General features: G+C 58.4%; 11 protein-coding genes and 1 pseudogene. 9 read left to right on the top strand and 3 right to left on the bottom strand.

Translation table 11 applies throughout. The features are described 5' to 3' along the window. Positions 1-105 precede the first annotated feature (105 nt). Positions 106-1,018 (top strand): annotated as a pseudogene (locus tag HK353_RS16640) (IS5 family transposase). Between the two features lie 12 nt (positions 1,019-1,030). On the opposite strand, the gene HK353_RS16635 reads toward HK353_RS16640, so the two are convergent. Both HK353_RS16635 and HK353_RS16630 read right to left on the bottom strand, forming a co-directional pair. Further along, complete coding sequence (locus HK353_RS16635; RefSeq protein ID WP_173157989.1) at positions 1,031-1,249, bottom strand: hypothetical protein; 219 nt, start codon at positions 1,247-1,249, stop codon at positions 1,031-1,033. Then, positions 1,249-1,530, bottom strand: a complete 282-nt coding sequence (locus HK353_RS16630; protein ID WP_173157987.1) for a MerR family transcriptional regulator — start codon at positions 1,528-1,530, stop codon at positions 1,249-1,251. Before HK353_RS16630 ends, HK353_RS16635 begins: the two co-directional genes overlap by 1 nt. 136 nt (positions 1,531-1,666) lie before the next feature. Between HK353_RS16630 and HK353_RS16625 the strand changes: the two genes are divergently transcribed. The 3 genes from HK353_RS16625 to HK353_RS16615 all read left to right on the top strand — a co-directional run bounded on the left by HK353_RS16625 (position 1,667) and on the right by HK353_RS16615 (position 4,526). Further along, complete coding sequence (locus HK353_RS16625) at positions 1,667-2,098, top strand: Hsp20/alpha crystallin family protein (RefSeq protein ID WP_173157991.1); 432 nt, start codon at positions 1,667-1,669, stop codon at positions 2,096-2,098. A gap of 975 nt (positions 2,099-3,073) precedes the next feature. Further along, on the top strand, positions 3,074-3,670 hold the full coding sequence (locus HK353_RS16620) for a hypothetical protein (protein ID WP_173157985.1): 597 nt from the start codon (positions 3,074-3,076) through the stop codon (positions 3,668-3,670). A 217-nt stretch (positions 3,671-3,887) separates the two neighbouring features. Then, positions 3,888-4,526: a CAAX protease gene (locus tag HK353_RS16615; protein ID WP_173157983.1), complete on the top strand. Its 639-nt coding sequence runs from the start codon at positions 3,888-3,890 to the stop codon at positions 4,524-4,526. A 48-nt stretch (positions 4,527-4,574) separates the two neighbouring features. On the opposite strand, the gene HK353_RS16610 is transcribed toward HK353_RS16615, so the two are convergent. Next, positions 4,575-4,979, bottom strand: a complete 405-nt coding sequence (locus HK353_RS16610) for a hypothetical protein (protein WP_173157981.1) — start codon at positions 4,977-4,979, stop codon at positions 4,575-4,577. Positions 4,980-6,282: 1,303 nt separating this feature from the next. Between HK353_RS16610 and HK353_RS16605 the strand changes: the two genes are divergently transcribed. From HK353_RS16605 to HK353_RS16585, 5 genes are all read left to right on the top strand, one after another. Continuing rightward, complete coding sequence (locus HK353_RS16605) at positions 6,283-9,093, top strand: prealbumin-like fold domain-containing protein (RefSeq protein WP_173157978.1); 2,811 nt, start codon at positions 6,283-6,285, stop codon at positions 9,091-9,093. A 109-nt stretch (positions 9,094-9,202) separates the two neighbouring features. Beyond that, entirely contained in the window at positions 9,203-10,597 is a 1,395-nt protein-coding gene (locus HK353_RS16600) for a SpaH/EbpB family LPXTG-anchored major pilin (RefSeq protein ID WP_173157976.1), read from the top strand. 117 nt (positions 10,598-10,714) lie between these two features. Beyond that, the gene (locus tag HK353_RS16595; protein WP_173157974.1) at positions 10,715-11,647 is read left to right on the top strand and encodes a class C sortase; all 933 of its coding nucleotides are present in this window, start codon (positions 10,715-10,717) and stop codon (positions 11,645-11,647) included. 106 nt (positions 11,648-11,753) lie between these two features. Further along, positions 11,754-11,960: a hypothetical protein gene (locus tag HK353_RS16590; protein ID WP_173157972.1), complete on the top strand. Its 207-nt coding sequence runs from the start codon at positions 11,754-11,756 to the stop codon at positions 11,958-11,960. Next, positions 11,957-12,403, top strand: a complete 447-nt coding sequence (locus HK353_RS16585; protein WP_173157970.1) for a hypothetical protein — start codon at positions 11,957-11,959, stop codon at positions 12,401-12,403. The genes HK353_RS16590 and HK353_RS16585 overlap by 4 nt, the downstream gene beginning before the upstream one ends. The last annotated feature ends 394 nt before the right edge of the window (positions 12,404-12,797 follow it).

Below are 12,797 nucleotides of genomic sequence, written 5' to 3'. Positions count from 1 at the left end.
CCGCCGGTGGAGTTTGAGGAGAAGTCCCGGGCCGAGCACAGTGCCGGCCGGGTTCAGGAGGAAGCGTCTACGCAGGCTGCGTGACGTGGTTCACGTGTCCACGACTTGCGGGGAAGCTCACGACACCGAGTATTCACTGATGAGCAGTGGGAGAAGATTGAACCTCTCCTACCTTCGAATGCCGGCAAAAGAGCCCGACCGTTTGAAAACAACCGTCGAATCGTCGAGGGAATCGTCTACCGCTACCGTGCCGGCATCGCCTGGCGCGATCTGCCCCGTGAGCACTTCGGGCCCTGGCAGACGGTATGAAAACGTCACCGCCGCTACGCCGCCGATGGCACCTGGGACCGGGTGCTGGCCCACGTACTTTCTGATGCTGATGCTGCCGGTGATATCGACTGGAACGTCTCCGTGGATGGCACCATCAATCGTGGCCACCAGCATGCAACGAACACGACGCGCCCTGACCAAGACACAGGGGGCTACGTCGAATTACAAGAATCTGCCCGATCAGGAGTGTGAGCCGACCGGGCATGGCATCGGTCGCTCGCGCGGTGGGCTGACGACGAAGATCCATCATGCCGTCGACGGCAATGGCCGCCCCCTGGCAGTGGTGGTCACCGGTGGACAGCGCCACGACGGGGTGATCCTGCCGCAGGTCCTTGCCGATATTCGAGTGCCGCGGGCTGGTGGCGGTCGCTCTCGCACTCGTCCGGATACCGTTCTCGCTGATCGTGCTTATGGGTCCAGGGCGAATCGCGAGTACCTGCGATCGCGAGGCATTCGGGCAGTGATCCCGGAGAAGAAGGACCAGGTCGCGAGCCGAAAGAGACGCGGGAGTAAGGGTGGACGGCCGCCGACGTTCGATGCTGGTGCCTATCGGAACCGCAACGTCGTGGAACGCTCGTTTGCCTACGTCAAACAGTGGCGAGGATTAGCAACGCGCTACGACAAGCTCGCGATCACCTATCGGGCGGCGGTCGTGATCAGCGCGATCCTGACATGGCTACGCCGATAAAGGAGACATGCCCTAGATCGCGTCTGAGTCGTCGTATCCGTCATCATCGTCGATCTCCACGATGACGCCCTGTTCTGCGACATCACCGTCGTCGGCCTCGCGAATCGCGTTCGAACCAGGAACCGATTCGACGTCTTCATGATTGACACCCTCAGGCTCTCGAGCGTCAATGAGCTGTTCGCTCCAGTCCGGCTCAGGAACCTCGACACCGGGCTGCGTTTCATTCGCCATCATTGCATCCTCCTCAATTCGTACCGAAGCGAGGTGTTCTCATCCTGGAGATCGAGAATGATTCCGATGCTAACGAGATTCGCGCCCACGTCAACCAAGTCGCGCACACGCCGCAGACGAGCAATATCCCCGCGACTGAACCGCCGCGTCCCGCCCTCACTCCGAGCAGGAGCCACCAACCCATGAGCCTCGTACTGTCGCAACGACTGCACACCAACACCGGTCAGCTCCGCAACATGCGAAATCGAGAACAAGCGCCCACCAGACGCTGAACTCGCCATCTCACCATCTCCCAAAATTCCTCCCGACTGAGTGTTGACATTCGCATTCCGATCGAGTACATAATATGTCTATCAGATGATGTAGATCATATCATCTGCACGAATCCACCATCCAGCAAAGGAGGTTTCACCAATGATCATGATGCGCACTGACCCATTCCGCGAAGTCGAACGCCTGAGCAGAGAAATCTTCGGAGCCACCGGCACAACGGCCCGCCCTGTGATGATGCCCATGGACGCCTGGCGCGACGGCGATACTTTCCGCGTCGAACTCGACCTACCAGGAATCGATCCTGACAACATCGACCTCGACGTGGAGAACAACGTCGTCACCGTCAAAGCCGAACGGCCCGCCCCCGACCACGGGGAGTCTTCAGTCGCGGCCGAGCGGCCCCGCGGGACCTTCAGCCGTCAGCTCGTCCTCGGCGACAACCTTGATACCAGCAGCATCACGGCGAACTATGACGCCGGAGTGCTCACGCTCAGTATCCCGGTCGCGGAGTCGGCGAAGCCCCGCAAGATCGCTATCAACTCAGGCTCTGCTGAACCAGCAGCCATCAGTGCCTAACAACAATTGGTGGCGTGTTGCCATGCAGACGTGTGCACCAAACGATCAGCTGGGTATCGATGCTGCGTTCTGGGCGATCATCCTCAGCGACCGCAAACTGCGGGACCTCGACACGAGTCACCACACAGGTGATGAACCGCAGGTCGTGAGTCATTGCGGGTGCCGGGTCTTCAGGCACTCCGCACCGTGGCAACTGTTCCGATCGCCCGGCCTCTCAGCAACCCAGGCCTTCGTCCACCGAGTCCTCGCTTGTCAGCGTTCTCCTCCCCAGCCTGAGAACGCTGAGAGCCCAGACGAGAGGAGGTGAGAGGTTTCCGCATTTATGTTGACCCTCGGAGCCGTGTGATCGCGTCTGCTAATTCTCTTACCAGTGTGCTCGACGCAAAATGCGCGGCAGTGACGCCACAATGACGGTCAAAACACTGCGGACCCGTCCACGGCTCCCCCTTTGGCCCCGGGAACACCCCGGGGCCAGGTCATGCTCAAGTGAGAAACACGAAACGAGGAGACATTGTTCATCAGCATTATGGAGAAGGTTCTCGTGCTTTGGCCCTGGCATGCCCGCGTCCTCATGGGGAGGGCGATGTCAGTACCCCGTCGATCATCGACGGGACGTCGCGCTGTGCGACGAGAGCCAGTCAGCCCCCTGTAAGTAGAGCATTGACGAGTCTGCGAGCAGTCTCACTGTCCGCATCGATACCGACAGTATCGCGCAGAAACACCCGAACCCGTTCGATTGACTCGTCGCCTTGGAGCTTGCCTCGTCGGAGAGGTTCAATCTTCTCCCACTGCTCATCAGTGAATACTCGGTGTCGTTGCTTCGTAGTCACCAATCCACCGGGTCAGTGCTGCAATGGTGAATAAAGGAGACACGCCCTAGATGCGGCCGCCGATCCACAGGTAATACCCGAAGAAAAATCCCGCTTCCGGGTCTTCGTATCGCATATCGCGAAGCATAAGGCTGATGTCAAAGCCGTGGTCGAGCAATTCGATAACGTCTTTAAATTTGAGACCTACATGGCGCATGATTCGATCGTCGGTGATACGAAATGGGCTGATGAGATTAGAAGCGCGCTCTCAAACACTCACGCTGGGGTGGCCTTCTACCATGAAGGATTCAGAGATTCTGCGTATTGCTCGCAGGAAGTTGGTTGGCTTCTAGGTCGAGGGGTCCCCGTCGAGTCAGTCAAGTGCGGCGAGGCCCCGTTTGGATTCGCGGGTGAAACTCAAGCGTTTAAGATGCCAGCACCTCTTGGAGGCAAGCTGGAGCACAACAGGAAGGGGATCAGGGATCTGTGCCTGGGGATTTCGAAGCGATTCGCTAGTGATGATCGCGCCCTGTCTCACATATCCTATTCTCTTGGTTTGGCTTTCCTTCATTCGCCGGAGTACAACACAACCGACTACCTGATCGATTTGCTGGAGGACATTCAAGCGCCTTTGGAATTGGACGATTGCCGAAATATTGCAGCTTCACTTAGCATCAATGACCAGGTGTACAAAGCTCAGTCGAATATTTCCGAAAGAGTGATGGGCAAGCTCAAGTCCTGGCATCCTGGCGAGTTCGCCTGATCGTGCACCAACACGCGGAGCAGTGGAGGGTCTTGCGATTATGTTTGCCGCGTCATCTCACGAAGCACATGCATGCCGGGGAAGACGAAGAACCCGGGTCGATCGCGAAGATCGAATACCGGGTCCCTCTAAGCTTTAACCGTTGAGCGCTTGACGCTCACACGGCCTTTGTGTTTACTACTCTACACTCATGCAGGTGGGCAAGCAAAGGAGCGGAATGGATGCCTGGGTCGTTGAGTGGTTGAGCGCGGATCGAATAAGGAAGTACATCATTGCAGCCAATCATGATGATGCTCGCGCACTGCGACTGTATGAGTGGAATGCAAACCTGAACGCCGCACTGCTCCACGATTTCGCTAACTTCGAAGTGGGCCTACGCAACCTTTACGACCGTGGGCTCAGGCTTTCGTTACGACCCGCCGAATCTCACTGGCTTGAACCGTATCCCCTTCAACGCCTGTATCCAGGTTCGGGAAAAGGGAACGTGCGTTCTCGTAACGACGTGGCCAGGGCGCGATTCAGAGTCAAGGTCCCTCATCCTTCCCCAGGCGCGATCATGGCTGAGCTGACTTTCGGTTTCTGGGCGAACATGACGGCTCGCCGACTTGAGTCGACAACGTGGCAATACCTGAAGCAGGTTCTGCCACCCCGGACAGATCGACAGCAGCTGCACGAGAGCATGGTGGAGCTCAACAATACTCGCAATCGTGTGGCCCATCATGAGCCGGCAGATACAGGTAACGTCGAGTTGACTCTGCGTCGTATGCGCCGTATTGCCACGTACGTTTCACCAGACTTTGCTGACTATCTCGATTCAAAGAGCAAAGTGCGCAGCATAACGGCTGCACGTCCGTGAGCTACCCTCTCACAGCAGTGTTTGAGGCGGCATGAGAGGCGCACTCACTTACCGTCGCCTGCGGAGATTGCGGTTCCGCACGCTGTTGGCGCGGAACTGATCCAGGCAGGCTTGCTTGGCCGACTGCCCTTCAGGCGTGGCCATCTCGGTCGGGTTTCGCTGTCGTTCTTCGTCTCGTGCCGGCTGCTGGGCCTGTCGCTGGTTTTTGGCTGCGACCGCTCGGCGAATACGTGTTTGAGTGGGGGACTCGACGACAGTGCCGTTGTCTCGCCAGGCGTTGAGTCGCCAGTTCACCCAGTGCCCGAGACGAGCTGCGGAGATTCCATCGGCTCCCGAATAGGGTACCCACTGACCGTCGACGATCTGCCCGTGAGCTCGACCGTCCGGGAGGCTGTCGAGAGCTGTGATGAGGTCTCGGATCGTCCAGCCGGCGGTGAAGAAGTCCTTGGCCAAGAACCTCAGATGTTTGTCTGAGAATTTGCCGAGGGCTGGAGCTCGATGTGCCCACTCACGGCAGGCGAGGATCCTCTCGCTTTTGCTGGTTGGCGTTACGTGACTCGGCCGGGCTGGCAACTTCCGATCTGCTGAAGCGGTGCGCTGGCGGCCACTGGCCGCCTTGGTTGGGAGGGCCACGAAGCGGATCCTGTAGCGCCAGAGAGAAGGGTATGTGTGATGTTTCTGTGCTAATTAGCGCCTGCGCTATCACCTTCTGGTCTTCAAACGGCCGACACCTGATGCTGACAATTACCTACCGAGCTAGCGAACTCCGTGTGTCAATCTGGTGCCGTCTTCGACAGTTTTGGTTGCGCCTGAACCCAACCGATGGACGGATTCGGTGAGCGGGTATACCCGACAGACAATCTTGAGCTCACACTTCTGGAACGGAAAGGCGTCGAGCTTCGGGATGAGTAGCTGTTAATCCATAGCCTCGGGATTCTATGATCATCGCCAGTCATCCGTCACTCTCAGGAACGCGAACAGGCTGAACCTCGAAAACCATCTAGAAGAAGATCTACACTGCAGATCACCAAGCAGGCCCAGTGCGGACAGGCGAAACGAACGGCGAGGACTTTCAGGACGAACGACGCGTGTGACGCCAAGTGGGGTGCAGCGCGGCCTTGACACGTTGCTCTGCGTCTTATTTCTGAGGGGCTGTCGTGCGGGGTCTCATCCGAGTGTGCAGGATCGCAAGGATCCTCGTACAGTCTTCCTCACATAGGTCTTCAGCAGCAGAGGTCTGTTCGATATCCGCCATAGTGGTTGACATGATTCGCTGCCAGGCAACCTCTTCGGCCAGCACGATCAGTTCAGGAAGAGTTTTCACACCTTGACATCTTTCCAGATTTCTGACTGCGATGCGGGCCGTCACAACTGTATCCGGAGAAACCGTGCCTGCGGGGTACGTCACACCTCCTAAGTTTGGACCAACCGCTGTTGAAGCGATCGAGGCGATTGACGTCAAGCAATCCAATCAACACCCCACCAGTCATCTAGGAGCTTCCTCGGCAGGAAAACACAGGATTTTGCCAGAAAGTTATTGTTTTGTTATCTAAATGATGACTCACGGTAGTACATTCGCTAGAGTGTGGCGATGCTTTCACAAGTTCTGTTGAGGTTGTGTTGCTGGCGGGGACAGCGCTGCGTCGTATGTTCTGCCGTCGTCATACTTTCTGGACGATGAAGGAATAAGGACCCTATGGCGTTGACCAGCCTGACACCCCCACGCAATCCTCAGGGCGGCCCGTACTACCCTCGAATGACGGTCTTCTTCTGCGCTGTGCTCGCGTATGTGCTTCTTGTGGCACTCAGCGGTGTTCTCCATGCTCCATCACCTGCGGCAGCCGCCAACGCTCACGAGTCGAGTTACAGTGAAGCGTCAGAAACAAAGGCGAAGCCGGTGCCGAAGACAAAAGCTCTCGATGATGGCAACCCTCCGGCGACAGACAAGGCCGATGAGAGCGGCAGCCTGAAACCCCAGGAGGCGTCGGCTCAGGCAGCTTCGCTACTGTGTACGCCCGGCACCGTCTACGGAGTCTCAGCGACGGGGCAACTTCAGCAGGTGTCCTCCAATGGCATAGTGACGAACATCGGTTCCCCTGCTACCGGCACATCGTCATTCAATGGGCTGGGAATCGGTACGGGTGCAACACCGATATTCGGCTACGAACGTACAAACAATGCGCGTACCGCCACGATCTACACCTTCAACTCCGCGACCGAAAAATGGACGCAAACGGGGAGCCCGTTCAATACCACAACAGCAGCCAACGGCAGCTTCGACGGATCCCTCGTCGCTGGTGCGGTCGATCTCGCGTCACAGTCGGGACGGTTTTATTTCGGCGGATTCACCTCCAACGGGCAACAGTTCAAGATCTACCGTTACAACCCGTCCGCGAACACCTTCGAATACAAGGGTTATGTCGACACCTCGACAGGTGCCGGATCAACAAACAACGGCGACATTGCCTTCGACTCCCAGGGCAATCTCTTCATCGTTCGTGGCAGCGGCACGACCACGACAATCTTCAGCGTCACGAACGATGCCCTCGCCGCTGCCAGCGGAGGCAAGATCAACGCTTCAGGATCACGCGGTGTGACAACCATCGGAAGTGTCAACGGTGTGGCCTTCGACTCGCAGGGAAAGGCCTATCTGGGCAACAGCAACACTGTGGCCTCGTACGACATGCCGAATTGGAGCAACCCGACCACGGTGACAACCGGAGCCAACAGCACAGACCTCGCTTCGTGTTCATCCCCTGCGACAATCACGCTCGAAAAGGACGTCAAGAAACGCGTCGCCACGGGTGACCAGTTCGGTCTGAGCCTCTCACAAGGCGGGACAGTACTTGGCTCGACCACGACAGAGGGGACGAGCACCGGAGTTCAGTCTCAGCGCGTCGGACCCCTGCCCGTGGCGCGGGGAACTGCCATTCGCTTCTCCGAAACCGCCGCGGGAACCACTGACCTGAGCAAGTACGCTTCGAGCTACAGCTGTACCGCTGATGGCGCACCGATCAGCCCAACCGGCGACGGCACTTCGGCAACAATCACCATCCCCTCATCCGGAAACGAGATCGTCTGCCGCCTCGTCAACTCACCGATGACAGCAGACGTGACTATCAACAAACAGACCCAGAACCAGACCGGCGGCGACCAGAAGAACGCCTCGGGCTGGACCGTCGGAGCCACTGCGACAGCAACGTCCGGCACCGTCAGCCAATCACCCACCGCTGCGACTCAACAGACGGGCACTGATGGCAACGCGAAGTGGACGCTGAACTTCAACAGCAAGACAGCTTCGGCGCGCCTTGCCGTACTCGAGCAGCAACAGTCAGGTTTCGAGTTCGTCAGCGGAGCATGCAAGATCACCCGTCTGGATGGAACATCGACGAATGTCACCTTAACCGGCGCAGGATCACAGACCCTATCTCAATCCATCGTGCCTGGTGACGATGTCAGCTGCGGCTACATCAACAAGAAACGCGGCGCGGATGTCACGGTGAACAAGACGTGGAACATCGACGGGAAAACGTATGCCAATGGCAGTCAGCCCGAGGGAATCAGTGCAAAACTTCTGCTCGACCCTTCCGGTGCCCCCAGCACCGACCCCGCCTTCGGTCAGCGCCGCACGGGCTTCGCACTCGGCGACTCGGTGAAGATCGGGGAGACGACGACCATCGACGCTCAGAAATTCCCCGGCTGCACCATGAAGTCGAAAACCATCTCCGGTGACGGTATCAATGGAACAATGCCGCTGACAGACAACTTCAGCACCACTCTCCCCAGCAGCTCCAACACCTATTCGGTGACGAACACCATCGAATGCCAAACGTTGACGATCATCAAAAAAGTCGAAAACGACAATGGCGGAACACTGACCCCTGCCGATTGGAACAAACGGCTCTTCGCCACACCGAGCAGCGGTTCGAAACTGACCTACGACTCGGGAGAGAAGAAATACGTTCCCACGGGATCCTTCACCATCACTGAAGACACCCTCGTCGGCTACGACCAGAACTCCATTGATTGCACCGGAGCCACCTACAACAACGAAACCAAAACGGTGGCCATCAAAGCCGGTCAGAACGCCGTGTGCACGGTGACGAACAACGACTCCTCCGGCACCGCATCGTGGAAGAAGACAAATAATGGGGGAGAGGCACTCGACGGATCCGAATGGACGCTGCGAGGCCCCGACGGCTCCGAGATCACCATCGACGACTGCGTCGCAGACTCTGCTGAAGGATGCACGGGACGAGATGTCGATCCGGAGGCCGGCACGTTCCGTATCAACGGACTCGACTGGGGCGACTACACGCTCATCGAGACACGTGCTCCCGCCGGTTATGTACTCGACGAAACCGAGCACGAGTTCACGATCACTCGCGAACAGCTTGACCATCAATTCGATGCCCCCTTCGTCAACGAGCAAGCCGAGTCACCGCAGCTTCCGCTGACCGGAGGTACCGGCACCGTCGGCTTCGTGATCGGCGGAGTCGCTCTGCTCGCAGGCTGTGCCGCCGGTGTGATCTGGCTGCAGCGTCGTCGATCGCAAGAAGGGAGCTGACCGACCGTTCTACCCGCGGCAGGGGCGCGGTCGGCGTGTTCCTCCCACTCACTCTCACTCATTTCAACGATCTCGCGATCGACTGAAACACCGAAAGGAATTTCCACACATGAAGGCCAGTTTCCTCAAACGCGTCAGGTGGGTACCCGCTTTGGCCGCCGCGGCAGCGCTCAGCCTCGTCGGCGTCGGCATCTCGACTCCCGCCGATGCCGCAGTCGGCAACATCAATCCGGATACTCCCTCCTCGCTGACGATCCACAAGTACGACGGGGATCAGCAAGAGCGCGGCGACGGCACCGAGATCGACGATCCCTCAAGCCTCGGTGATCCCCTCGACGGTGTCGAGTTCACCATCACCCCGGTCACTCAACGCAACGGAGAGACCATCGATCTCGATACCGCTCCCGGCTGGGACCTCATCGACGGCGCTACCGTCGGCGACGTCAAAGGCGGTGGTGGATACACGCTCGGCACTCCGCAGAAGGTCACCACCGGTAGCGACGGAACCGTCACCACTGATCTCCCACACGGGCTCTACCTCGTCGAGGAAACAGGGTCGGGCGACCACAACGTCATCTCCCCTGCCGAACCGTTCCTCGTCACTTTGCCCCTGCCACAGTCAGGCGGAAAGTGGCTCTACGACGCCCACGTCTACCCCAAAAACAAGACCAACCAGACCACGCCGACAAAGGAAGTAGCCGCACCTGCGACCCCGGTTCTCGGAAACACCGTCACGTGGACCATCACCGCGCCGGTGCCCAACATCGCCAACGACGACACGTACCGGTCATTTGCAATCACGGACTCGCTCGACCCGCGTCTGACCTGTGAGAGCATCGCTGTCGCAGGCTTCACCTCCGGCACCGACTACACCGCCACCTGCGATGGCCAGACCGCCAACGTCAAGTTCACCTCCACCGGTCTCGGCAAGCTCACCGGCGGAGACAACGTCAAGATGACCGTGACCACCACAGTGACGTCACTGGGCGACAACGGCGTCATCGAAAACGACGCAGTCGTCAACACCAACGGTTCCGAAGTAACGTCGAACCCGGCGAAGACCAACTGGGGCCCTCTGCAGATCCTCAAATACGCAGATGACGACACCTCAGCCACTTTGTCCGGCGCCGTCTTCGAGGTCTACGCCGATCGCGATGGTCAGCCCATCGGCAAGATCACAACCGGGTCCAACGGGACTGCGAACATCAGCCTCTGGGTCGGCAACGGCGATACGACGACGAAGAACTACTGGGTCAAGGAGACTGAAGCTCCCGCGGGATACGTCCTTCCCTCCGATCCCTGGTCACAGGCCATCCCGGTCGTCGCCAACGGCGAAGCATCCCCTTACGTCGTGCAGATCTCGAACACGCAGAAAGAGCACGGGGAGCTGCCCTTCACCGGTGCAGACGGCAAGATGCTGCTGACTCTCATCGGCATCGCACTGCTTCTCGTCGCAATCGGAGCCGCAGTGATCCGCTACACCCGCCGAGCTCGCCAGAGCTGACGATGAAGTCTCTCTCAGCTCGGTGACTAGTCACCGAGCTGAGAGAGACTTCCTATGAGGTCGGGCGATGCGTACATCGCCCGGCCTCATGCTTGAGACCGATGGATACTGAGAAATATGACCACAACGCTCACCGCGCCCACATCGGAGCCACCGCCCACACCACCGAAATGGCGACTGTCCGTGCCCGCGGTGATCATCGCTGTCCTCGGACTCGTCGGCACCTGCGTGTGGACCTATCCGATGATGGCTGCGTGGCTGACTCAGATCGACCAATCCAAAGTCGTCGAGAACGCGACGACGACGAATGATCCCGACGCGCCACACAATGCCGAACAGCTCAAGCTCGCCGAAGACTACAACGCGAAGCTCGAAGCCGGCGGCGCCTCACTCGACGCCAATGAGCGCCTCCCGCAGTTCGACGGCCCAGCCGCAGATGATGGGGGCGAGACTGACGGCAGGTTCGACTACGACAATATCCTGACGAGTCCGACCACGGATGTGATGTCACGCATACAGATACCGAAGATCGATCTCGACCTGCCGATCTACCATGGTACTTCTGACGAGACTCTGCTACGCGGCATCGGTCACCTTGAGGGCACAGCTCTTCCAGTGGGCGGAGTCGGCAATAACACCGTCATCACCGGACACAGGGGCCTGGCCGAGGCAGAGATGTTCACAAAGCTCGACCAGATCGATAAGGGTGACTATTTCACGTTCAACACCTTCGGCCGCGTCATCACCTACGAAGTGGTTGACACGAAGGTCGTCGATCCAGACCAGACTGAGACTCTCGACGCAGTTCGGGGTAAAGACCTTGCCACGCTCGTCACTTGCACTCCGCTGGGCATCAACACTCAACGTATTCTCGTCATCGGTGAACGCGTCGAGCCGACACCTCCTGATGCTCTCAAAGACGCACAGGAACCCCCTGACATCCCTGGATTCCCTTGGTGGGCAGTGATCGTGGGAGGTGCCGTCGTCGCGGCGGGCGGATACGTCTGGTTCACCGGTCGCCCCACCAAGCCGCGTAATCGAATAAATTAGCATCGCGGCAGTGCGTAGTAGCACAGTAGTACGACGATGAGACGTTCTAGACGCCGAGGTGACGAGAGCATCCAGAGCAGAGTCATACAACGAAAGAATTGAGCCTATGGAAGACTTTGGATTTGTTGTATCGAACTTTGGCGTCCTTGGCATGTTGCTGACGCTGTTGTCCGTGTTTGCCTTTCTCATCATTGTAGTGGGCGTGGTAATTTCGATTGTCGGGATCACCAAGTACCTCAAGCGGCAGGAAGCTGGCCGCAAAGAGATGCTCGATCTCATGCGCAGGCAGGTTCCCAGAAAGCAAGATCTGTGAGCAGCGACCGCGTAGCCGTCTTGCTGATCATCGCGGGTCTGTGCGCGCTTCTAGCCGGCTTCGTGGCGGGCCTTGCTGTCTTCTCAACGATGTGGACTCTCCTCGGCTTCGGAGTCGCACTCACACTCATCGCCATGAGTTTCATCATTTCGGTCATGAACCAACGGCCTCGACAGGCCAGGGAACGTGACCAGCTGCGCCGACTGAACAGCATAGGGACGGCCCTGCTGCTAGCGGGTCTCACATGTGCCGCCGTGGTCGGGCTCACCATTTCTGGGTTCATCGCTCTCGTTGATGACACAACTCTGCAAAGCAGTCCTGCGCAGAACGCATTAGTGTGGGTTGGTGTCATTGCGACGGCACTGGGTGTAGTTGGGCTTGTCGGCGCCGCAGTCGTGAAGTTCGGTATTCGCCTCATCCGCACATCAAATCTTGGGTCTTAGTAGTACTAGGTCAACTCCCTGAATCCACAGCTACAAATCAGCGTTCTCACGCCACATGCAAGTGGATGGGGCGTCGTGTGAGTTGCCGCTCCGGCGACAGACCGTAGCGGATACGGTCGTGCCGCTGCTATTTGCGAGGATACTCGCTTCAATTGTGCTACTGCGACGTACCCGCGGGAACTCCGCACTACGACCGGGTGGCGATTTCTGGAGTCACAGCGGTGCCGGACTGGACAGATCTGTCAGCGATCGCACTGTACCAGATTTGTTGGTTCTTCGCAGTTGAGGGTGTAGCCGGGAGTGCGACTGCAGGATCGGATGTCACCGGATCATGCAGCAGACCTGGGGGTACGACCCTGCGCAGGAGAACCATCTCTGTACCGAACCCGGTACT

The sequence above is a fragment of the Brevibacterium permense genome (assembly GCF_013280495.1).
GTDB lineage: Bacteria > Actinomycetota > Actinomycetes > Actinomycetales > Brevibacteriaceae > Brevibacterium > Brevibacterium permense.
Note: the sequence above shows the minus strand (reverse complement) of the source record. Positions and strands in the feature narration are given on the sequence as shown.